The sequence below is a fragment of the Pseudoalteromonas aliena genome (assembly GCF_038155085.1).
Taxonomy (GTDB): Bacteria; Pseudomonadota; Gammaproteobacteria; order Enterobacterales; family Alteromonadaceae; genus Pseudoalteromonas; species Pseudoalteromonas aliena_A.
This window is the reverse complement of the sequence record NZ_JBAKAU010000003.1, coordinates 28,845-51,115: the sequence shown is the minus strand read 5'-3', so window position 1 is coordinate 51,115 and position 22,271 is coordinate 28,845. Positions and strand designations below refer to the sequence as shown.

The window sequence follows — 22,271 nt, the reverse complement described above, 5'->3', positions numbered from 1 at the left end:
GGCGACATGTCGTGGTTTAAAGAGCTGTGGCACAATAGTCGTGAAAAAGGCCAGTATTATGAGCTTGAAGCGCAAAAATATTTAGTAACTCAAGGGTTAACCCCCATTGAACGGAATTATTACTGCCCCTTTGGCGAGCTTGATGTCATTATGAAAGAAGGCGACATCCTTGTATTCGTTGAGGTTAAGTTTCGCAAAAACAATGCTCGAGGTGGCGCAAACTATGCGCTTAGTCCGCAAAAAAAAGCTCGATTAAAACGTAGTATTTATCATTACTTAGCAGCTAAAAATTTAACTAACCAAGCACTAAGAATTGATTATGTAGCCATTACAGGAGAAGCATCTCCTAATATAAATTGGCTTAAAAATGTATTTTAAACGCAAATACAAAGATAAATTATTGGTAAGCTATGCAAGACACAATTAAAGAAATTTTTACAGAAAGCATTCAAGTTCAAATCGCTGCAGGTGAAGTACTACCGAGCGCTCTCGAATCCGCCGCATTTACTATTGCACAAAGCCTGATCAACGGAAATAAACTCATTTGTTGTGGCACTGCAAATTGTCATATGCTCGCTCAGCATATTGCTGGTGTACTAGTTAATCATTATGAAACTGAGCGCCCATGCTTGCCAGCTATTGCACTATCACAAGAAAATATTAATCTAGGTCAAAGCACTCAGATTGATGACCATGATACCTTTGCTCGTCAAGTACGTGCTTTTGCCCAGCAAGGTGATTTATTACTTGCTTTAGCTATTAACGGTAATGAAAAACAGGTCATTTCCGCTGTTGAAGCCGCACTAACTAAAGATATGAAGGTTATCGTTATGGTTGGTGATGATGGCGGTGAATTAGTCGGCTTACTTGGCCCTAATGATGTAGAAATTAGAACCCCCTCTAAGCGCCCAAGTCGAATAATCGAATCTCATTTAGTTAACTTACATTGCTTAAGTGAACTTGTTGATTTAACGCTTTTCCCTCAGGATGAAAATTATGTTTAAACGTTCTCTTATTGTTTTAAGTGCTGTTGTATTACTGCAAGGCTGCGCTGCCGCAGTTGTTGCCGGTACTGCTAGCGCGGTGACTTCAGCAAATGACCGTCGTACCATCGGCTCACAAATTGATGATAACAATATTGAAATAAAAGCAAGTATTGCACTGAGTGAAGTAGAACGGCTTGAAAAGTTTGCCAACATAAGCGCTGTAAGCGTCAATGGCATTGTTTTACTTGTAGGCCAGGTGGCAAATGAAGAAATGAGAAGCGAAGCACTGCGTACTGTTGAGGGCATTTCAGGTATTCGTAAAATACATAACCAAATTCGTATTGGCTCTAATATCGGTATCACGACACAAACCCACGACTCCTGGCTTACGTCGAAAGTAAAAGCCCAACTACTAACAGAAAAAAATATTAGCAGTAATAATATTAAAGTAGTTACAGAAAATGCGGAAGTATTTTTAATGGGCTTAGTATCAGATTCTGAGTCTAATCAAGCTGTAAATATTGCTCGCAATGTATCAGGTGTAGAACGTGTAATTAAAGTGTTTGAATACTTGTAAACACAAAATACAGACATAAAAAAACCGCTTAAAAAGCGGTTTTTTTTGTATTTACGTATTATTTTATAACACGTAAATGTGAGCCTTTTTTCTTCTGTGGCTTTTCTAGCGATTTATCATCAATAAACTCAGCTGATGAATCAACACCTTCAAGCTCTGGTACAAATTCGTTTTCGTCCTCTAAAAACTCATCTGTAGTAAAGACTGTTCCTTCACCATTCTCACGCGCATATATTGCGAGCACAGCACCTAAAGGTACATATACTTGCATTGGTTGACCACCAAAGCGCGCATTGAAGCTAAGTTGGGTTAAGTCTAACGAAAACTGTGTTACTGCCGAAGGACTAATGTTTAAGACAATCTGTCCGTCTTGAACAAACTGTGTTGGCACTTGTACAGCAGGGTAATCTGCGTCTACCACCAAATGTGGTGTACACTCGTTATCGACTATCCAATCAAAAAAAGCACGTAATAAATAAGGACGATTAGGCGTCATTATAAACGGATCTCACGCTCAGCTTCGGTTAAAGATGCTTGGAATGACTCACGTTCAAATAAACGAATCATATACTCTTTTAGCTCTTTAGAACCTGCACCATTAAGCTCAATACCAAACTCTGGTAAACGCCATAATAGTGGAGCTAAGTAACAATCTACTAAGCTAAACTCTTCACTCATAAAGTAAGGTGCTTCACTAAAAATAGGTGCTACAGCAAGTAGTGCTTCAGTTAGCTCTTTACGAGCTTGTGCAGCATCTGGCGCGTTGTTAGTGATTTTTTCAGCTAGGCTGTACCAATCAGTATCAATACGGTGCATCATTAAACGACTACGACCACGCATTACCGGGTAAACAGGCATTAGTGGAGGATGAGGAAAACGCTCATCAAGGTATTCCATGATGATGTTTGCCTGGTATAAACCAAGCTCACGGTCAATCAGTGTTGGCACTGTACCGTAAGGGTTAATTTCGTGAAGTGCCTCTGGCAAGTTATCCTTTTCAGCCAAATGAATATCTACACTTACACCTTTTTCCGCAAGTACAATACGTACTTGATGGCTATACATACAGTTAGCACCAGAAAAAAGGGTCATTACAGGGCGCTTATTGGCAGCTACGGCCATGCCTATACCTCCATTAAATAACTAAAACAGCAATAGGGGCTTAAGCCCCTATTGCAAAATTACCTTTAAAAATGCTCAACTTAATGAACATCTCTCCAGTATTCTTTCTTAAGCATAAATGCCAAGATAAATAGGATGATTAAAAACCCTATTACCTTAATACCTAGTGCTTCCGATTCAAGGCGTGTAGGCTCACCTACATACTCAAGGAAGTTCGTTAAATCGCGAGCCGCTTGGTCATATTCATCTACACTTAGTTCACCCGTACCATCTGTTTCAGTACCAATAACCTTAGTCACTGTGTGACCATGTTCTTCTACTTCTTCAGTGATAGGTGTTGGTAAGCCTTGTAGTTCTTGAAGAACGTGAGGCATACCTACCGATGGAAATAACGTATTGTTTACGCCAAATGGTCGAGATTCATCTTTATAAAATGATTTTAAATAGGTGTAAATCCAATCACTGCCGCGCACACGCGCAACATTTGTTAGATCTGGCGGAGCCGCACCAAACCATTTAGCAGCATCTTCTTTAGCAATCGCGTTTTTGATATGGCTACCTACTTTAGAACCATCAAAAATCAACTGTTCTTGACCAACTTCAGTTGGAATACCAATATCACGGAAAGTACGTTCATAACGTTGATACTGCATTTGGTGACAACCAAGACAGTAGTTCATGAACAACTTTGCGCCGCGCTGTAAAGATGGTTGATCAGTAAGGTCGTTGTTCGCTTCCATTAAAGGAACCGATGGACCTGCTGCCATTACCATGTTCGGCAACAAGTTTACTGATAAAGCAAATAAACCGATAATTAGCTTTTTCATCATTTCGTTAACCTCTCAGGCAATGGCTTAGTTTTTTCATTCTTACTGTATACAAATAACAGTACGAAGAACATAAAGTAAGTCACAGTACAGATTTGAGAAATTATCGTTTTCATATCAGTTTGTGGAGTTGCACCCACCCAACCTAAAAGAACGAAAGTTACAACAAAACCTGCAATGTTCCATTTATGGAAACCACAACGATAACGAACCGATTTAACACGACCACGGTCAATCCATGGTAATAATGCTAATACCACAATTGATGCACCCATTGCTGCAACACCTATAAGCTTATCAGGGATTGCACGTAAGATTGCATAGAATGGTGTAAAGTACCAAACCGGGAAAATATGCTCTGGTGTTTTAAGTGGATTCGCCGCTTCGAAGTTTGGCGCCTCTAGGAAGAAACCATTCATCGCAGGCATAAAGAATACAACCCAACAGAACAAGATTAAGAAACCAACCACACCCACAATATCTTTTACTGTGTAGTACGGGTGGAACGGTATCGCATCAACAATATCTTTTTTGTCAGTGTAATACTCATGGAATTTAAATTTAGGCTTATCTTCTTCTGCAACAGAGCCTTTCTTACGTTTAATTTCAATGCCTTCAGGGTTGTTAGAACCCACTTCGTGCAAAGCAACAATGTGTAAAAATACTAAGATTACAATAACCAATGGTAGTGCAATAACATGTAATGCAAAGAAGCGGTTAAGCGTTGCACCTGATATTACGTAGTCACCACGGATCCAAAGTGTTAAGTCATCACCAATAACCGGAATAGCCCCGAATAATGAAATGATTACCTGTGCACCCCAAAATGACATTTGACCCCATGGTAATAAGTAGCCCATGAATGCTTCAGCCATTAGCGCTAAGAAAATAAACATACCAAACAACCACAATAGCTCACGCGGTTTTTGATAAGAGCCGTAGATCATGCCACGGAACATGTGCATATATACAACGATGAAGAACGCTGAAGCACCTGTTGAGTGCAAGTAACGTAATAACCAGCCGTACTCTACATCACGCATGATGTACTCTACTGAAGCGAATGCGCCTTCAGAAGACGGAACAAAGTTCATCGTTAACCAAATACCCGTCAGGATTTGGTTTACTAGTACTAACATAGCTAAAGAGCCAAAAAAGTACCAGAAGTTAAAGTTTTTAGGTGCTGGATACTGTGCAATATGCATGTTCCAAACACGTGTCATTGGGATACGATCGTCGATCCAACTAACAATTTTACCAAACATTAGGCTACCCCTTTTTCTTCGCCCACTAAAATAGTGGTCTCATCAAGAAAAGTATAAGGTGGTATTTCTAAGTTCAATGGTGCAGGAACCGATTGAAATACTCGGCCAGCCATATCAAATTTAGAACCGTGACATGGACAGTAAAAACCATCATCTGTCCCTTCAACTTTTTCACCAAAGTTACCTTGGAAAAAGCCTGGAGAACAACCTAAATGCGTACAAATACCAACAGCGACAAAAATCTCTGGGCGTAATGAACGGTAATCATTCGTTGATGATTCTAATTGTTGTGGCTCTTGCGATTGCGGATCACGAAGTTGACCTTCATGTTCTTTCATCTGCTCAAGCATTTTAGGGGTTCGTGATACAACCCATACAGGTTTACCACGCCACTCGACACGTATTAATTGTCCCGGCTCAAGCTTGCTGATATCTACTTCTACAGGCGCACCCGCAGATTTAGCTCGCTCACTTGGATTCCAAGACGCAATAAAAGGAACAGCAGCCCCAGCCGCACCAACACCACCTACAACAGAGGTAGCTATGGTTAAAAAGCGACGTCGGCCATTGTCTACAGGCGCATTGCTCATCCACTTATCTCCACTATGATTCTCAACACTTGCTATATTGAGAACATCAGTTACAGCAGGTTAATTATTCGAAATTTTAAAATAGAAGCGATCATAATTAAAACCCTTGATTAAAACAAGGTTATTCACAGCCCCATACTCGAATAAGCCTGACTTGATCAAACATTTGATTAAGCTAGCTCGAGAATAAAGCCGAACGACTATAATACCGCTTCTGTAAAAACAATATACTGACCGAGATCAACACCACTAAGAGGAAACAGTAAAAACTGTACATAGTGTGGTTAAACTCACTCATTTTACTTGCCAGTCAATTGTAGCAAAAAATTCCACCAATTAACTGATGGATTTAAACTAATTACGATAATTATTTAACTTTTTTGCAGCTATCTGAGTATTTTTTAACTTAAGTATGATTAATACGTAGTTATTAATAACTTTGATCATCTTTATTTACTGCAATAACTAAGTATAACAGTCGTTTTAAACAAATTTATACTCAGTTAAAAATGTAAATCTTTTGATTATAAAAACAAAAAACCCAGCACAAGCTGGGTTTTTGAATTCTTGATAACGTATAGATTAACGTTTTGAGAACTGTGGACGCTTACGCGCTTTCTTAAGACCCACTTTCTTACGTTCAACTTTACGTGCATCACGTGTAACAAAACCTGCTTTACGAAGTTGTGGACGTAGTGACTCGTCAAACTCCATAAGTGCACGAGTGATACCGTGACGGATAGCACCAGCTTGACCTGTAGTACCACCACCAGAAACGGTGATGTGAAGGTCAAATTTTTCAGTCATATCTACAAGCTCAAGAGCTTGACGAACAACCATGCGTGCTGTATCGCGACCAAAGTACTCTTCTAAAGAGCGCTTGTTGATTACGATGTTACCAGTGCCTGGGCGTAAGAATACGCGAGCACTTGAACTTTTACGACGACCTGTACCGTAGTATTGATTTGCCATGATAGTGCTCCTTAAATGTCTAGAACCTGAGGCTGTTGTGCAGCATGGTTATGCTCAGTACCCGCGTAAACTTTAAGTTTGCGGTACATAGCGCGGCCTAAAGGACCACGTGGCAACATGCCTTTTACAGCTTTCTCGATGATCATTTCAGGCTTTGCAGCTTGAAGTTTATCAAAAGTAGTAGACTTAAGACCACCTGGGAAACCAGAGTGAGCATAGTACACTTTATCTTTGAATTTATTACCTGTTACAGTAACTTTTTCAGCGTTGATAACGATGATGTAATCACCAGTATCTACGTGTGGAGTGTATTCAGCTTTATGCTTACCGCGTAGGCGATGAGCGATTTCAGTAGCGATGCGACCTAAAGTTTTACCTTCAGCGTCAACTACGTACCAGTCACGTTTTACTGTTTCTGGTTTAGCAACAAACGTTTTCATTTATAAAAATCCAATGTTTTTCAATTAAAACCACAGGTAGTTAACATTAACTACCGCTCTAAGTTTGCTACAACCCCTTCGAGTTTTAGACTTTTGCGCCGCTCACAAGTGGCTAAACTATATGAGGACATAGAACGCAACGTGGCAGACGCGGGAGTATACCAGCACTTAATCTATATTGCTACTGGGCGCTTGTTTTTTCCACAAGAAATTTAGTATTAATCTAAACATCCTAAACTATGAGTGAAAACGAATTGTTTAAATTAACTAAATTTAAGATAAATGCTCTTTTGCTAAATACTCTAGAGATTGCATTTCTTGAAGTCGGCTTATACAGCGTTTAAATTCAAAGTTTAAATTACCTTGGGTATAAAGTTCGGTAATAGGTTTTTCTGCTGAAATAATTAAAGTTACGTGGCGTTCGTAAAATTCATCCACTAAAGCAATAAAACGTCTAGCAGCATCGTCATTAGTTTGCCCGAGCTGTTTTACGTTAGAAATAATCACCGTGTTATATAAGCGGCTAATTTCCATGTAATCAACCTGACTACGTGCTGTTTCGCACAATTCACTAAACTCAAACATCACCACGCATTTAGCTACTTTTCGCGTTTTGATTCTTCGTCCTTCTATTTCTATCTGCTTATCTAATTGCCCTGGCTCTGACGATAGCTTATCGAAGTATTCAAATAGGTTTTTATCCGCATCTTCATCTAACGGACTATGAAAAATTTCGGCTTGCTCTAAAGTGCGTAACCGGTAATCAATACCAGAGTCTACATTAACTATTTCTGTATTGAGCTTAACCAATTCTATAGCAGGGACAAAGCGGGCACGCTGCAAGCCATTTCTGTAAAGATCATCAGGCACTATGTTAGATGTAGCAACAAGTACTATACCCCTTGCAAATAGCGCTTCCATTAAGCCACCTAATAGCATAGCATCAGTAATGTCTTGTACAAAAAACTCATCAAAGCAAATAATATCTGTTTCTGCTTTGAAAATATCAGCTATTTTTTCTAATGGATTAGCCGTATTGTTTAGTTTTTTAAGCTCATTATGCACTCGGTGCATAAATCGATGAAAGTGCACGCGCATTTTACGTGTGCCCGGTAATGATTCGTAAAAAGTGTCAACTAAATAAGTTTTACCACGTCCTACTCCGCCCCAAAAGTACAAACCTTTTATAGGTGCAGGTTCATCTTTACTAAATAACTTAGCAAAAAAACCTTTTTGTTTTGTCTCTGTCTGAGTTAGGTCATCGTATAGACGTTGTAAATGGCGCACAGCATTTTCTTGTGCTGCGTCGTGTACAAAGTCATCTCGCTTTAAGTCTTGTTGGTATGTTTGCCAAGGAGTCATATCAATTTACAGTCAAAACACAGTTTAATTTGTAAAGCATATTAACACGCATCATAACTCGGGGTATATTACACTTAGTATGATTTATAATTGAATCGGCATTCGTTAGTTATTTTCCCAAAGGGGTAGTTTTTATGGGCACAGTTATGTGGGTAGGTTTAATTGTTATTGTTGCTGTTGTAGCATTTTTTATTGGTGTATTTGTTACTAAAAAACAATTCAAACAAGATGAATTAAAAGAGCAGGCGGAGCAAGCACAAAATGCGTTAGAGCAGTATCGTCAAGATGTAGCTGATCATTTAGCGAATACAGGTAAGCTCGTAAATAAAATGAAAGAAAACTATGATCAACTGCTTAGTCACGTTGAGGACACAAACCAACTTCTTTTAGAAGATAGAAATAAAGCACCAGCAGAACCTTATTTTTCTAAAGAAACAACAGAACAACTACAAGCGTCTTTAAAAGAACGTCGTTCAGACCGCTCTTCTGCAAAAGCACAACCCGCTGATTATGTATCAGGCGAATCTGGTTTATTTGCTGGTCAAAATAAAGTTTCAGAACATTCTAAAGCATCTTGATGAACTTTTTTTTGACCCCATAGTCTTTAGATATAACAGCTTTGTTGTTTTATCTTAATAAACCGAAAAGGGCTGCTGTAAAGTAGCCCTTTTTGTTTGGCTTTATCTTAAGTGGAGTTATCCCTGACTATGAAAATGAAATTATCACTTATCAGCGCAGCTATTCTATCTACAAGCTTGTTAATGAGCCCTGTAGCGTCTTATGCAAAAATGCCAATTGCAGTAAATGGTCAACAACTACCAACTCTTGCTCCCATGCTAGAAAAAATATCTCCAGGTGTGGTAAGTATCCAAGTTTCTGGATCGAAAGAAGTACGCCGCCGTGCAGATCCGCTTGAATACTTTTTTGGACAGCAACAACCTCGCAGTCAAAAGCGTCAATTTAGCGGATTAGGCTCTGGGGTAATTATTAATGCTGATGAGGGCTATGTAGTCACTAATAACCACGTAATCCAAGATGCCGAAAAAATGGTAGTAACCCTCGAAGATGGCCGTGAATTTGAAGCAACTAAAGTTGGTACTGATACAGAATCAGATATCGCTCTTTTACAAATAGACGCTGATGACTTAACTGAAATAAAACTCGCAAATTCAGATAGTTTACGAGTGGGTGACTTTGCTGTCGCTATTGGTAACCCATTTGGACTTAGCCATACAGTTACATCTGGTATTGTTAGTGCCCTTGGCCGTAGTGGTTTAAATATTGAGGGTTACGAAGATTTCATTCAAACCGATGCAGCTATTAATCAAGGTAATTCTGGTGGTGCATTAGTTAACTTAAACGGTGAATTGATTGGTATTAACACTGCTATTTTAGGTGCTTCTGGCGGTAACGTAGGTATTGGTTTTGCTATTCCATCAAACATGATGAAAAACTTAGTTGATCAAATTATTGAACACGGTGAAGTACGCCGAGGCTCACTAGGTATTTCTGGCCGCCCACTTGATGCTGGCCTTGCTAAAGCACAGCAACTTGACGTTAAACAAGGTGCATACGTGATGCAAGTAATGGACGACACTGCCGCAAGTAAGGCAGGTATAAAAGCCGGTGACGTAATTGTTAGCATTAATGGCGGTGATATTAGTGGTTTCCACGAGCTGCGCAGCAAAATTGCTACGCTAGGTGAAGGCCGCGAAATAAAACTTGGCATTTACCGCGATGGTAAAATTAAAACGGTAAAAGTAACCCTTGATGGTGCATCTGGTGTTACAGCGACAGGCGAAGAGCTTCATCCTGCGTTCCAAGGCGCGACACTTGAAAACGTGCAAAAAAATAGTAATAAAGGTGTTGAGGTTACTTCTGTTGACCCTCGTTCACCTTCTGCCCGTGTTGGCCTTGAGGAAGGCGATATTATTATGCAAGTGAATCGTCAACGAGTTGAGACCATTCGTGATATGAATAAAATAATCGAAAACACTAAAGGTAATATCGTACTTGGCGTGCAACGTGGTCGTGAGTCTATATTTATTTTAATTCAGTAATAAATAACACTATTAGAGTAATAAAAATAACAGTGGCACTTGCCGCTGTTATTTTTTTTATGTCATCATAAAGAGATTGCCAACTTACATAATAAGAAACCCGTGCTGAAATTAATAAAATTTATTCTCCCTCCTTTACTTGCAGGTCTTAGTATTGCTTTTTTAGTGATTTTTTTCAGCCCTAATATGCGAGCATCTTTGCTTCCAAATGTTCCTTTACCAAGTGCTATGAGTGCTAGTCATTTAAGCTTTTCTGATGCAGTAAAGCGAGCAGCCCCTTCTGTAGTCACTATTTTTTCAGAAAGTATTTCTAAAGAGCCTCGCTATAAAAGAAAAAATACAGTACAAGAACTCGGCTCAGGCGTTATCATGTCACAAGATGGCTATATTCTTACTAACTATCATGTTGTTAATAATGCTGATCAAATTATGGTTATTCTAACTGATGGTCGACGTTTCTTTGATGTACAACTAATAGGCTTTGATACCATTACTGATTTAGCCTTACTTAAAATAAATGCAGATCACCTTCCGGTAATTCCTGTAAACGATAGCTATGTATCGAGCGTAGGCGATGTGGTACTTGCTATAGGTAATCCGCTTAATTTAGGTCAAACAATCACCCAAGGCATCATTAGCGCAACGGGTAAGCAAAAAATTACGGATAGCCCGTACAACAACTTATTGCAAATGGATGCAGCTATTAACGTAGGCAACTCAGGTGGCGCATTAGTTAATTCTAATGGTGATTTAGTCGGCATTACTTCTGCACAGTTTAAAACACGTGAGAACTTAAATATTCAAGGAATATTTTTTGCTGTTCCTTATTCACTTGCTAAAAAAGTAATGGGAAAATTAATTCGCCATGGTCGTGTTGTACGTGGTTATTTAGGTTTTGAAGGTACTGCTGTGGACAGTACTGGTAAAGAAGTTAACGATAGCCTAACTCCTGTTGCTGGTATGCGTATTACCAACTTAGACCCTTTAGGACCAGCATGGCAAGCCGGTATTGAAGAACAGGATATCGTAATTAAAATAGCGGGACTTTCAGTAGAGAATCCACAAAAAGTATTAGAAAAAATAGGTAATACTGAACCGGGTAAAGAAATTGAATTTGAACTTTACCGTAGTGGTAAAATAGAAAAAATTATGGTTACAGTGGCAGAGCTAGAAACAAAACTGTAATTGGCTCGTAGCATTAAAAAAGGTCGGAGAGCATACGCCTATCCGACCTTTTTTAGTTTTTAAGCAAAACTAACGCAACGCACTAATGTTAACTACTTCTGCGCTTAATATTAGCGCCTAACGAACTTAGCTTACCTTCAATACGCTGATAACCTCTATCAACATGGTAAATACGGTCAACAACCGTTTCACCTTGCGCCACTATACCCGTTAAAATTAAACTAGCTGAAGCGCGTAGATCGGTTGCCATTACTTGCGCTCCGCTTAAGCTTTCAGTCTCACCACAAATTGCAGTATGCCCTTCTAAGCGAATATTCGCGCCCATACGTTGTAATTCAGGTACGTGCATAAAACGATTTTCAAAAATAGTTTCTGTAATTGTTGCACTACCATTAGCCACTACATTTAGCGCCGTAAACTGAGCTTGCATATCAGTAGGAAAACCTGGGTGTGGAGCTGTTTTAATATTCACGGCTCTAAGTTCTCGGCCACGCATATCAAGATAAATACTGTCGTTATGCACCTCTAGGTGTGCATTCGTTGCACGTAACTTTTCAATCACAGGCTCAAGAGAATGAAAGTCAGTGTTTTTACAAAGTACTTCACCACCGGCCATTGCTGCAGCGACTAAAAACGTACCGGTTTCAATTCGATCAGGTAAGATGCTATGTTCACATCCTGCTAAGCGCTCAACACCGTCAATCTCTATACGGCTAGTTCCTGCACCTGTGATTTTAGCCCCCATGGCAATTAGGCAGTTAGCTAAATCGATAATTTCAGGTTCGCGTGCAGCATTATCAAGTACAGTTTTACCATCAGCAAGCGCAGCAGCCATCAATAGGTTTTCGGTAGCGCCTACACTCACCATTTCCATAAAAATTTCAGCGCCTTTTAAGCGACCATTTACCTTGGCATTAATATAGCCATTCTCAACGTTTATTTGTGCGCCCATACGCTCCAAACCTTGAATATGGATATCAACCGGGCGAGCACCAATAGCGCACCCACCAGGTAAAGAGACTTGAGCCTCACCAAAACGTGCAACTAAAGGGCCTAATGCAAGTACAGAGGCGCGCATTTGCTTTACTAAGTCATAAGGCGCTAATGTTTTATTAACCGTTGCTCCGTCAATTACTAGTGTATCGCCATGCCAATTAACATCAGCACCTAAAGTTTTTAATAAAGCTTCAGTAGTTACTATGTCGCGAAGGCGTGGCACATTGCTAAATATACTTTTTCCGTCGGCAAGTAGTGAAGCAAATAAGATAGGCAGAGCGGCATTTTTAGCGCCAGAAATAGTTACTTCACCAGCAAGTGAAGTGCCACCTTGAATTACAAATTGATCCATTAGGAAGCCTTAACTATTGAGGTAAAATAAATTTTTGTTCACGTTTCCACTCAGTTGGAGTAAAAGCACGAATTGATACGGCATGAATAGTTCCATCTGAAATAATATTCATTAATGGAGCATAAACTAACTGCTGTTTTTTAACTCGGCTTAAACCGTCAAAGCATTCACCAACGGCAATCACTTCATAATGGCTACCGTTGGCTTTTACATGTACTTCGGCTAATTGAAGTTCGTCGCGTAGTAATGTTTCGACTTGGCTAGTTTCCATAACTCTCACTCAAATAAAGTTGTAACTTGACCCAATTGCATTAAATTTTGCAATTGTTCAGGTGGGTTTTGCAATTCAAGACGAATGCCTTGTTGCTTAAATTCTGCAAAAGAGTGAATTAACCAAGCTAAGCCGGCTGTGTCAACCCTAGATACCTCTCTAAGGTCAAAATAGGTAGTTTTATGCTTACTTAATAGCTTATCGTTCAGAAGCTGTTCATTGCCAATTAAATTTCGAGTAAGTTCACCACTTACTCGAAAGTGCTGCTCATCAACTTGGCTTATCGCCAATTTAGTCATTCGAATTGCTACCTCTAAACTGGACCGGTAACTGACTCTTTTGCTCTAAAAGGTTACTTACATTATCAATACCTTGCTGACGTAAAATACCTTGAAGCTCACTTTGTTTTGCATCTAGTAAGCTAATACCTTCTGCAATCATATCATACGCACGCCATTGACCATTACGGTCTTCACGTACTTTAAAATCAATTCTGATATCTGGTTTACCATCTTCAATAATTTTAGTTTTAACTACAACTACATCTTTGCCTTTAAATGCTTGTTCTGCGCCAAACTCAACCTTTTGATTTGTGTACTGTGTAAATACACCAGCATAGGTAGCTACCAAGTATTCTCTAAACACACTTATAAAGCGTTGAATATCTTTGATCGCTTTGGCTTTTTCAGCTTCGTCGGTGATTGCACGTACTTTAGATACTTCACCACCTAACACACGTAAAGCTGCATATTTATAGTCAATATAAGGCATCAATTCTTCTTCAACTATTACGCGAAGGTACTCTTTATCCTTAATAATTAATGGCTGATCTTTTTTAATACGCGCAAACGTATTATCGGCAACTTGACGAACCATTTTGTTAGGGTCGACCAGCTTAACATCTGCAGCACTTACGCTTTGAGTTAGCGTCATAGTGCTAATTGCTACAATAGCTAAAAACTTTTTCAACATAATAATCACTCACTACCTTGGTTGAATAAAAACTGCCCAATCAACTCTTCAAGTACAATGGCAGACTTAGTATCAGTGATTGAATCACCATCACCTAGCGCTTTACTTTCTACACCAAACAAGTCATCAATTGCTTCGTCTTGCTTGTTTTCAGTAACTGTTTCGCCTAAACAGCGTTGCTTAGCCGAATTTGGAGAAATAACTGGGTGAATACCTAAGTACTGCTCACCCAAAATACCTGAGGTTAAAATAGAGATTGAGCTTGTGTCTGAAAAACGACATAAGTACTGTGCGTCAATAGTCATATTTACTACTGGTAAAAACTCCTGTGGATGAACATAAATTGATTCAACACGACCAATTACAACCCCACCAACTTTTACCGGTGCACGTGCTTTTAACGAGCCAATGTTTTCAAACTTGGCATTAAGCGTATATGTTTCGCCTGAGCCGCTTATGCCTGAGTTAGCTACTTTAAGTGCCAGCATAGCAAATGCTAAAATGCCAAGTGCTACAAAAAAGCCAACTAAAATTTCTAATTTCCGTGAATTCATTATCTATACCCTATTAGCTGGTAAACATTACCGCTGTCAAAATAAAGTCAAAACCTAAAACTGCTAATGACGAATGCACAACCGTCTCAGTGGTTGCTTTGCTGATCCCTTCTGAGGTCGGCACACAGTCATATCCTTTATAAAGCGCAATCCAAGTCACCACTATGGCAAATACAAAACTCTTAATAATACCGTTTAGTATGTCTTGCTGAAACGATACCTGTGATTGCATGATTGACCAAAAACTACCTGTATCAACACCCAGCCAATCTACTCCGACCAAGTGAGCACCTATGATTGCTACAGCTGAAAATATTAAAGCAAGTAGTGGCATGCTTATAAAACCCGCCCAAAAGCGCGGTGCAATAATACGTTTTAGAGGGTCTATTGCCATCATCTCTAAGGATGATAGTTGCTCTGTTGCTTTCATTAAACCAATTTCAGCTGTAAGTGCACTACCTGCGCGTCCTGCAAATAATAATGCAGTAACAACCGGCCCCAGTTCTCGCAATAAGCTCAGTGCCACTAACGGCCCTAAACTATCCTCAGCACCATAGCCAACTAATACGGTGTAGCCTTGTAATGCCAATACCATGCCAATAAATAAACCAGACACCATAATAATGAGTAAAGACTGGGAGCCCACCATATATAACTGGCGAATAAGTAAAGGCGTGCCTTTTCTTAAATTTGGCACATGTGCCAATGCGCTAAATAGCATATGAGCCGATCGACCAAGAGCTGCAAAACGCCCTAACGTTTTACGCCCTAGCTTCTGAAGTAAATCCAACATTATGCTTTTTCTCCAAGTAACTCGTCTGCATACGTTTGGGCTGGAAAATGAAACGGGACAGGGCCATCCGACAAACCATTTAAAAACTGCTGCACTAAAGGAGACTCATGATTACGCATTTCATCAGGTGTGCCAAAACCTATTACACCTTGATCTGCAATAATAATTACATGATCAGCAATGCTCATAACTTCGGTAACGTCGTGAGTTACAATTAAAGATGATAAGCCTAGTACTTCATTTAAAGATTTAATTAATTTGACTAATACACCCATTGAAATAGGATCTTGTCCAGCAAACGGCTCATCGTACATTATTAGCTCTGGATCAAGTGCGATTGAGCGCGCTAAAGCCGCCCGCCTTGCCATACCGCCCGATAGCTCAGATGGCATTAAGTCCTTTGCACCTCGAAGTCCAACAGCTTGAAGCTTCATTAATACGATTAAACGAATTATATCTTCGCTTAAGTCGGTATGCTCCCGTATTGGAAAAGCAATATTATCGAATACTGACATATCAGTAAATAATGCACCACTTTGAAAAAGCATGCTCATTTTGGTTCGTGCGGCATACAGCTCTTTGCGTGACATGCTTGGAATACTGTCACCTTCAAATAAAATGTCACCTGAATCAGGCTTAAGCTGACCGCCGATTAAGCGTAGCATGGTGGTTTTGCCAATTCCGCTTGGCCCCATGATGGCAGTGATTTTACCTTTAGGTACGCTAAAACTCATATTTTTATATATGACTCTATCGCCACGCGAAAAGCTCACATCCTTGACTTCTACTATTGATTGCGACAAGTCGCTCTCCATAACAATGTTCACTAGTGATCCTATTTTAAGGGTTTTTCGCCCAATATGGAAAAAACAATTCGTAAGATTTTGTAATACACCTATAAAAAGTGCTCTAAGGCTGAAGTAACTCTCCTTAATGTATGCTTAAGTTTTTAAATATAATCTAAAAACATCAACCACTTTAGAGCAGACCCGACTCTTTTATTTATACTTTCATGTTGGCTTTTGTTACTATTCGCGCAATATGTATTTTGAATAACTGGCTTAACACAATGGTTACCTCGTTTGTTATTTTGATTCTTGGTTTTGCGGCTCTAGTTTGGAGTGCAGACAGGTTTGTTTATGGAGCAGCAGCGCTTGCTAAAAACTTTGGCGTACCCACTCTTATAGTTGGCTTAACCGTTGTAGCCATGGGCTCCTCTGCTCCTGAAATGATGGTTTCAGCCTCTGCAGCATTGGCTAACAAAACAGACACGGCCGTGGGAAATGCAGTTGGTTCAAATATTACAAACATCTTACTAGTGTTAGGTATTACAGCCCTATTTCGTCCCCTAGCAGTTTCATCTAGTACGTTAAAGCGTGAAATGCCATTAGTAATGCTAGTATCGCTTGCTACTTGGTATGTTTTTTCTGATAACTATTTTTCATTTAGCGAAGGCATTGCGCTTCTAGTTGGATTTATTGTATTCATCGGCGGGTTAATTATCGTATCAATGCGTGCTAAAAGCCAAGATGATCCATTTGTCTCAGAAGCCTGCGATGATGTTCCTAAAAATGTATCAACAAGAAAAGCAGTATTTTGGTTAATTATCGGGATGATTTTATTACCTGTAAGCTCACACTTTTTAGTTGGCTCAGCCGTTGATATTGCTAAGTACTTTGGTTTGAGCGATCTAGTTATTGGTTTAACTATTATTGCTATTGGTACTAGCTTACCAGAGCTTGCAGCTTCTATAGCTGGTGTTTTAAAAAATGAAGACGATTTAGCATTAGGCAATATTGTCGGTTCAAACATTTTTAATATTTTAGCGGTATTACCTCTCGCTGGTATTATTAACCCTTCTGCAATTGATCCATCGTTAGTAAGCCGAGATGTATTAATTATGATTGGTGCAACGCTTGCTCTTATTATTATGTCGCTGAACTTTAAAGGTTCTCAACGTATCAATAGAGTAGAAGGCGGCTTATTACTAATGGCGTTTTTAGGCTATCAAGGTTATATTTTTTATCAAATAGGGTAAATATGACGCAGTTAAACTTTATTGAACAAGGCCTTCGTGTTCTTGATATTGAACGCCAAGCATTAAATGATATCACTCAGTATGTAGATGAAAACTTTCATCAAGCATGTCAGTTAATGTTCGACTGCGAAGGCCGTATTATTGTCATTGGGATGGGTAAATCAGGTCATATTGGCAATAAAATAGCCGCCACACTTGCAAGTACGGGTAGCCCAGCCTTTTTTGTTCACCCTGGTGAAGCAAGTCATGGCGATCTAGGTATGATCACTAAAAATGACGTGGTTATACTTATTTCAAACTCAGGGGAAACCAGTGAAGTTTTAAATATCATTCCCGTTTTAAAACGACTTGGTGCCAAAATGATAGCTATGACTGGCAATACGCAATCAACCATGGCGACCCTTGCCAATGTACATGTGTGCATAAAAGTAAAAAAAGAAGCCTGCTCATTAGGCTTAGCACCAACAGCGAGCACTACAGCCACACTTGCGATGGGCGACGCTATGGCCGTTGCACTTTTAGAAGCTCGCGGCTTTACAGCTGATGACTTTGCTTTATCTCATCCTGGTGGTAGCTTAGGAAAACGACTACTACTTACTCTAAAAGATGTAATGCACAGTGGTATAAACACACCTATTATTACTATTTCACAAACGATAAAAGATGCATTAATTGAAATGTCAGCTAAAGGTTTAGGTATGACTGCTGTAATTAATGACAACAAAGAGCTCGCAGGTATATTTACTGATGGTGACTTACGCCGAATTTTAGAGCAGCGCATTGATATTCATACTACACCAATTAATATAGTAATGACCAAATCATGCACAACTGCTACACAAGATATACTCGCTGCTGAAGCGCTTAATATAATGGAAAACAAACGTATTAATGGGTTAATAGTCGTTAACGAAAAAAACTACCCTATTGGCGCTCTGAATATGCAAGACCTATTAAAAGCAGGAGTTTTATAAATGCAGTTTGAAGATCTCTATCAGCCGCTAAGCGATGATGCAAAAGCACGCGCTAAAAAAATAAAATTACTTATATGCGATATTGATGGTGTTTTTTCTGATGGGCGAATCTACCTAGGAAACCAAGGTGAAGAGCTAAAAGCATTTAATACCAAAGATGGATTTGGGATTAAAGCACTTATAAACAGTGGCTTTGAAGTAGCCATTATAACGGGGCGTCACTCCAAAATAGTACAAACTCGAATGAGCAGCCTAACTGTCCAACATATTTATCAAGGCCAAGAGAATAAGCTCACCGCTTACGAAGAACTAAAAAACAAGCTCAATTTAACTGATGATGAAATTGCTTACATTGGTGACGATGGGCCAGACATGCCTGTCATGGAATTAGTTGGCTTTGCTGTTGCAGTTAATGACGCTCACCCGCTTATTAAGCGCTTGTCACATTATATTACACAAATGCCAGGTGGTTTTGGTGCTGTGCGTGAGTTAACCGACTTACTAATGTTGGAAAATGGTAAAACTCTTACAAGTAAAGGCACTAGCTCATGAATGCAGCTCGAATAATACTTAGCATTTTATTCATTAGCTGTATGGTTTGGCTCTGGTATCCTTATTTTGCACAAACAAATACAACACCTCAGACAGAACCTGAAGTTATAGCTAAGCCCGATTACATTGCAATAGAGTTAAAACAAACTGCTTATGATGAAAATGGCAAAATTAGTCACAAGGTCACTGCGGTTAAAATGGAGTTATATCAACAATTAGGGTTTACTTTTTTTGAAAAACCTATTTTTACCTTATACAACGAAAAACAAACGTGGCGTATAAATGCAGATGAAGCAACATTGTATGAAGACAAACAGTTAATTTTAGAAGGTAATGTAGTTGCCAAAAATCTAACTGACGATGACATGATAGATAAAATCAATGCAGATAATATACAGGTTGATATAAAACGACTAACTATGCGCTCAGAGCAACCGGTTATTATTACTGGCCCCAATTTAAAAATCACCGGTAAAGGCTTAGAAGCCGACTTAAAAACCGATGTAATAAAACTAATTAACCATACGCGAACCATATATTATGACCAATAAAATTTCGAAAATACTTATTATTCCTACACTTATCTTTGTTTTTAACGGCAATGCAGCAGAACTAGAAGCTCAACCTGCTGCTAATCAAATTTCTATTAGCGCAGACAAACAAGAAGGTCAACTAAAAGCGAATGTGGGTATTTTTGAAAAAAACGTAGAAATTATTCATGGTAATCGTCGGATAACAGCCGATCGTTTAGAAGTACATAAGCGGGATGAACTTGGTGATAACAAACAATTATTAATAGCTACTGGTAACCCGGCTTATTTTGAAGAGAAGCAAGCAGATGGCACCATAATGAGCGCCAGCGCAAATGAAGTACGCTACGATGTATCTAAGCGGTTTTTAACGCTTGTTGGTAATGCACAAATATCACAAGCCGGACAAAAAATAAATGCGAAAAGCATTACCTACGATATAGAGCAGCAGCTCATCAGTGCCGAAAAAGATGAAAACTCAACTGACCGCGTTCACACAATTTTAGTACCAATCGAAGCTAAAAAAAGTAAAAAAAGCGATAAAGGTCAACCATGAGCACATTAAAAGCAGAACTATTGGCAAAAAGCTACAAAGGTCGTGAAGTTGTAAAAAACGTTGGCCTTGAAGTACAAGCTGGCAGTATCGTTGGCTTACTTGGCCCTAACGGTGCAGGTAAAACAACGACTTTTTATATGATTGTAGGTCTTGTTCCTAGCGACAAAGGTAAAATATCCATTGATGATAACGATATTACTCTTTTACCCATGCATAGTCGTGCTAGATTAGGCATAGGCTACTTACCACAAGAGTCATCAATTTTTAGAAAACTGACTGTTTATCAAAACTTAATGGCTATTTTAGAAACGCGTAAAGAGTTAAATAAGCAAGCTCGTGAAGACACTCTAAATAACTTATTAGATGAATTTAGCATTCAACACATTCGTGATAGTCAAGGTATGGCATTATCGGGTGGAGAACGTCGCCGCGTGGAAATAGCACGAGCGCTGGCAGCAGATCCTAAATTTATATTACTTGATGAGCCGTTTGCGGGTGTTGACCCTATTTCGGTATTAGATATAAAGAAAATAATAGAACATCTTAAAAATCGTGGTATTGGTGTATTAATTACCGATCATAACGTAAGGGAAACCCTTGATGTTTGTGAAAAAGCCTACATTGTTTCTCATGGGGAGCTGATTGCATCAGGTACTCCAGAACACGTATTAAATGATAAAACAGTACGGGATGTTTACTTAGGCGAGCAATTTAGGCTGTAACATTTACGCCATGTCTTTAAGCATCTGCTAGTATTAATTATAACAACATAAAAGGATTGTTAGAGATACATGAGGCAATCACTACAGCTGCGCATGGGCCAGCAACTTACAATGACTCCACAATTGCAACAAGCTATTCGTTTGTTACAACTCAGTACATTGGATCTACAGCAAGAAATACAAGAAGCTCTGGACAGTAATCCGCTATTAGAGGTTGAAGAGCCAGACTATTCTGAAGATGCTGCAGGTAAAAACGAGCAAAAAGCTGATACCGATGACATAACTGTTAGCGCATCTGCTGATGATACCCCTAGTGAATACGAACAAGATAGCGGTGAAGCACTTGCTAAAGAGACACTAAGTGACGACATGGCTATGGATGTTAGCTGGGATGAGTACATGAGTGCAGCGCCAGCCTCGTCATCAGGCCCTATGCCTGAAGACGAATCTATATATCAAGGTGCCTCTACAGAAACACTCCACGAATATTTAATGTGGCAACTTCAATTAACACCATTTAGCCCTACAGATGAAGCCATCGCCATTGCGATTGTCGAAGCCGTTGATGACTCTGGTATTTTGACGCTCAGTTGTGAAGAAATTTTAGAGAGTTTTAATCAAGAAAATGACGAAAGTGAGGACGAAGTTGAACTCGATGAAATAGAGGCAGTGCTAAAGCGCATTCAACTATTTGATCCAGTAGGGATAGCAGCTCGTAGTCTACAAGAGTGTTTATGTATTCAGTTGAATCAATTTGATAAAGATACTCCTTATATCAATGAAACCAAAATGATTCTAACCGATCATATTGACCTACTAGCTGCTCGTGACTATCGTACATTAATGAAAAAAACTAAGCTCAAAGAAGAAGAGCTTAAAGAAGTAATGACACTAATACATACTCTCAGCCCAAAACCTGCAGATACTATTGTAAGAGAAGAGTCTGAGTATGTGATACCTGACGTGTCGGTAAAAAAAATAAAAGGCCGCTGGGTTGTTGAATTAAATCCAGATAGCATGCCTAAAATACGTGTTAATAGCCAATACGCGGCAATGTCTCGCACTGTAAAATCAAGTGGCGACAGCCAATTTATTCGCTCCCACTTACAAGAAGCTAAATGGTTTATTAAAAGCTTAGAAAGTAGAAACGACACGCTATTAAAAGTAACTAATTGTATAGTTAAGCAACAGCAAGGCTTTTTTGAGCATGGCCCTGAAGCCATGAAACCAATGGTATTAAATGATGTTGCTGAAATGGTAGAAATGCATGAATCAACAATTTCGCGCGTCACAACCCAAAAATACATGCATACACCACGCGGCATATTTGAACTTAAATACTTTTTCTCAAGCCATGTAAGCACCGAAAATGGAGGTGAATGTTCATCTACAGCAATACGTGCGCTTATCAAAAAATTAATCGCTGCAGAAAACTCAGCAAAACCATTGAGTGATAGCAAAATTGCAGATATATTGGCTGAGCAAGGAATTAAAGTAGCCAGACGTACAATCGCAAAGTATCGCGAATCTCTGGCTATTCCACCGTCAAATCAACGAAAGAGTTTGATTTAAGAC

The 22,271-nt window shown here is 39.2% G+C and carries 28 protein-coding genes; 13 read left to right on the top strand and 15 right to left on the bottom strand.

Annotation, left to right across the window (positions count from 1 at the left end):
* Nucleotides 1-6: 6 nt before the first annotated feature.
* Genes V6260_RS04515 through dolP form a run of 3 tightly spaced genes read left to right on the top strand, consistent with a single transcriptional unit; the run spans nucleotide 7 to nucleotide 1,563 of the window.
* On the top strand, nucleotides 7-378 hold the full coding sequence (locus tag V6260_RS04515) for a YraN family protein (protein WP_341592880.1): 372 nt from the start codon (nucleotides 7-9) through the stop codon (nucleotides 376-378).
* Nucleotides 379-410: 32 nt separating this feature from the next.
* Nucleotides 411-1,004 (top strand): SIS domain-containing protein, encoded by a 594-nt coding sequence (locus tag V6260_RS04510; protein ID WP_341592879.1) that lies wholly within the window; start codon nucleotides 411-413, stop codon nucleotides 1,002-1,004.
* Nucleotides 997-1,563, top strand: a complete 567-nt coding sequence (gene dolP / locus V6260_RS04505) for a division/outer membrane stress-associated lipid-binding lipoprotein (protein ID WP_341592878.1) — start codon at nucleotides 997-999, stop codon at nucleotides 1,561-1,563. The genes V6260_RS04510 and dolP overlap by 8 nt, the downstream gene beginning before the upstream one ends.
* A 58-nt stretch (nucleotides 1,564-1,621) precedes the next feature.
* Here dolP and V6260_RS04500 read toward each other — a convergent pair whose 3' ends face one another.
* The 8 genes from V6260_RS04500 to zapE all read right to left on the bottom strand — a co-directional run bounded on the left by V6260_RS04500 (nucleotide 1,622) and on the right by zapE (nucleotide 8,141).
* Nucleotides 1,622-2,059, bottom strand: a complete 438-nt coding sequence (locus V6260_RS04500; RefSeq protein ID WP_341592877.1) for a ClpXP protease specificity-enhancing factor — start codon at nucleotides 2,057-2,059, stop codon at nucleotides 1,622-1,624.
* Nucleotides 2,059-2,685, bottom strand: coding sequence for a stringent starvation protein SspA (sspA, locus tag V6260_RS04495; RefSeq protein WP_341592876.1), 627 nt, complete (start codon nucleotides 2,683-2,685; stop codon nucleotides 2,059-2,061). Before sspA ends, V6260_RS04500 begins: the two co-directional genes overlap by 1 nt.
* A gap of 80 nt (nucleotides 2,686-2,765) precedes the next feature.
* Nucleotides 2,766-3,515: a cytochrome c1 gene (locus tag V6260_RS04490; protein ID WP_341592875.1), complete on the bottom strand. Its 750-nt coding sequence runs from the start codon at nucleotides 3,513-3,515 to the stop codon at nucleotides 2,766-2,768.
* Nucleotides 3,512-4,777, bottom strand: coding sequence for a cytochrome b (locus V6260_RS04485; RefSeq protein ID WP_058546992.1), 1,266 nt, complete (start codon nucleotides 4,775-4,777; stop codon nucleotides 3,512-3,514). Before V6260_RS04485 ends, V6260_RS04490 begins: the two co-directional genes overlap by 4 nt.
* On the bottom strand, nucleotides 4,777-5,367 hold the full coding sequence (petA, locus tag V6260_RS04480) for a ubiquinol-cytochrome c reductase iron-sulfur subunit (protein WP_210998962.1): 591 nt from the start codon (nucleotides 5,365-5,367) through the stop codon (nucleotides 4,777-4,779). Before petA ends, V6260_RS04485 begins: the two co-directional genes overlap by 1 nt.
* 582 nt (nucleotides 5,368-5,949) lie before the next feature.
* Nucleotides 5,950-6,342 (bottom strand): 30S ribosomal protein S9, encoded by a 393-nt coding sequence (rpsI, locus tag V6260_RS04475; protein WP_341593070.1) that lies wholly within the window; start codon nucleotides 6,340-6,342, stop codon nucleotides 5,950-5,952.
* Between the two features lie 8 nt (nucleotides 6,343-6,350).
* Nucleotides 6,351-6,779 (bottom strand): 50S ribosomal protein L13, encoded by a 429-nt coding sequence (gene rplM, locus V6260_RS04470; protein WP_002957960.1) that lies wholly within the window; start codon nucleotides 6,777-6,779, stop codon nucleotides 6,351-6,353.
* A gap of 273 nt (nucleotides 6,780-7,052) precedes the next feature.
* The gene (gene zapE, locus V6260_RS04465; RefSeq protein WP_341592874.1) at nucleotides 7,053-8,141 is read right to left on the bottom strand and encodes a cell division protein ZapE; all 1,089 of its coding nucleotides are present in this window, start codon (nucleotides 8,139-8,141) and stop codon (nucleotides 7,053-7,055) included.
* A gap of 134 nt (nucleotides 8,142-8,275) precedes the next feature.
* Between zapE and V6260_RS04460 the strand changes: the two genes are divergently transcribed.
* The 3 genes from V6260_RS04460 (at nucleotide 8,276) to V6260_RS04450 (ending at nucleotide 11,386) form a co-directional block, all read left to right on the top strand.
* Nucleotides 8,276-8,719, top strand: a complete 444-nt coding sequence (locus V6260_RS04460; RefSeq protein ID WP_341592873.1) for a YhcB family protein — start codon at nucleotides 8,276-8,278, stop codon at nucleotides 8,717-8,719.
* A gap of 129 nt (nucleotides 8,720-8,848) precedes the next feature.
* Nucleotides 8,849-10,201: a Do family serine endopeptidase gene (locus tag V6260_RS04455; protein ID WP_341592872.1), complete on the top strand. Its 1,353-nt coding sequence runs from the start codon at nucleotides 8,849-8,851 to the stop codon at nucleotides 10,199-10,201.
* Between the two features lie 102 nt (nucleotides 10,202-10,303).
* Nucleotides 10,304-11,386, top strand: a complete 1,083-nt coding sequence (locus V6260_RS04450) for a trypsin-like peptidase domain-containing protein (protein ID WP_341592871.1) — start codon at nucleotides 10,304-10,306, stop codon at nucleotides 11,384-11,386.
* Between the two features lie 88 nt (nucleotides 11,387-11,474).
* Here the strand turns inward: V6260_RS04450 and murA are convergent, their stop codons facing one another.
* From murA to V6260_RS04415, 7 genes are read right to left on the bottom strand one after another with little or no spacing between them, the layout of a single operon-like run.
* Nucleotides 11,475-12,734, bottom strand: coding sequence for a UDP-N-acetylglucosamine 1-carboxyvinyltransferase (gene murA, locus V6260_RS04445; RefSeq protein WP_341592870.1), 1,260 nt, complete (start codon nucleotides 12,732-12,734; stop codon nucleotides 11,475-11,477).
* A 13-nt stretch (nucleotides 12,735-12,747) separates the two neighbouring features.
* A complete protein-coding gene (locus V6260_RS04440; protein ID WP_341592869.1) occupies nucleotides 12,748-13,005 on the bottom strand; it encodes a BolA family protein in 258 nt (85 codons plus the stop codon).
* Nucleotides 13,006-13,010: 5 nt separating this feature from the next.
* Nucleotides 13,011-13,304 (bottom strand): STAS domain-containing protein, encoded by a 294-nt coding sequence (locus tag V6260_RS04435; protein ID WP_341592868.1) that lies wholly within the window; start codon nucleotides 13,302-13,304, stop codon nucleotides 13,011-13,013.
* Nucleotides 13,297-13,977, bottom strand: coding sequence for an MlaC/ttg2D family ABC transporter substrate-binding protein (locus V6260_RS04430; RefSeq protein WP_341592867.1), 681 nt, complete (start codon nucleotides 13,975-13,977; stop codon nucleotides 13,297-13,299). The genes V6260_RS04435 and V6260_RS04430 overlap by 8 nt, the downstream gene beginning before the upstream one ends.
* Before the next feature lie 5 nt (nucleotides 13,978-13,982).
* On the bottom strand, nucleotides 13,983-14,531 hold the full coding sequence (gene mlaD / locus V6260_RS04425; RefSeq protein WP_341592866.1) for an outer membrane lipid asymmetry maintenance protein MlaD: 549 nt from the start codon (nucleotides 14,529-14,531) through the stop codon (nucleotides 13,983-13,985).
* A gap of 13 nt (nucleotides 14,532-14,544) precedes the next feature.
* Nucleotides 14,545-15,324 carry a lipid asymmetry maintenance ABC transporter permease subunit MlaE gene (gene mlaE / locus V6260_RS04420; RefSeq protein WP_341592865.1) on the bottom strand — a complete coding sequence of 260 codons (780 nt, stop codon included), beginning with the start codon at nucleotides 15,322-15,324 and terminating at the stop codon, nucleotides 14,545-14,547.
* On the bottom strand, nucleotides 15,324-16,139 hold the full coding sequence (locus tag V6260_RS04415; RefSeq protein WP_341593069.1) for an ATP-binding cassette domain-containing protein: 816 nt from the start codon (nucleotides 16,137-16,139) through the stop codon (nucleotides 15,324-15,326). The genes mlaE and V6260_RS04415 overlap by 1 nt, the downstream gene beginning before the upstream one ends.
* Nucleotides 16,140-16,393: 254 nt before the next feature.
* Here V6260_RS04415 and V6260_RS04410 point away from each other — a divergent pair, with 254 nt between their 5' ends.
* The 7 genes from V6260_RS04410 (at nucleotide 16,394) to V6260_RS04380 (ending at nucleotide 22,268) form a co-directional block, all read left to right on the top strand.
* Entirely contained in the window at nucleotides 16,394-17,362 is a 969-nt protein-coding gene (locus V6260_RS04410; RefSeq protein ID WP_341592864.1) for a calcium/sodium antiporter, read from the top strand.
* Nucleotides 17,363-17,364: 2 nt separating this feature from the next.
* On the top strand, nucleotides 17,365-18,336 hold the full coding sequence (locus V6260_RS04405; RefSeq protein ID WP_341592863.1) for a KpsF/GutQ family sugar-phosphate isomerase: 972 nt from the start codon (nucleotides 17,365-17,367) through the stop codon (nucleotides 18,334-18,336).
* Nucleotides 18,337-18,888 carry a 3-deoxy-manno-octulosonate-8-phosphatase KdsC gene (gene kdsC, locus V6260_RS04400; protein ID WP_341592861.1) on the top strand — a complete coding sequence of 184 codons (552 nt, stop codon included), beginning with the start codon at nucleotides 18,337-18,339 and terminating at the stop codon, nucleotides 18,886-18,888.
* A complete protein-coding gene (gene lptC, locus V6260_RS04395; RefSeq protein ID WP_341592860.1) occupies nucleotides 18,885-19,439 on the top strand; it encodes an LPS export ABC transporter periplasmic protein LptC in 555 nt (184 codons plus the stop codon). Before kdsC ends, lptC begins: the two co-directional genes overlap by 4 nt.
* Nucleotides 19,429-19,974 (top strand): lipopolysaccharide transport periplasmic protein LptA, encoded by a 546-nt coding sequence (gene lptA / locus V6260_RS04390; RefSeq protein ID WP_341592859.1) that lies wholly within the window; start codon nucleotides 19,429-19,431, stop codon nucleotides 19,972-19,974. Before lptC ends, lptA begins: the two co-directional genes overlap by 11 nt.
* Nucleotides 19,971-20,696: an LPS export ABC transporter ATP-binding protein gene (lptB, locus tag V6260_RS04385; protein WP_002957942.1), complete on the top strand. Its 726-nt coding sequence runs from the start codon at nucleotides 19,971-19,973 to the stop codon at nucleotides 20,694-20,696. Before lptA ends, lptB begins: the two co-directional genes overlap by 4 nt.
* 69 nt (nucleotides 20,697-20,765) lie before the next feature.
* A complete protein-coding gene (locus V6260_RS04380) occupies nucleotides 20,766-22,268 on the top strand; it encodes an RNA polymerase factor sigma-54 (RefSeq protein WP_341592858.1) in 1,503 nt (500 codons plus the stop codon).
* Nucleotides 22,269-22,271 lie beyond the last annotated feature (3 nt).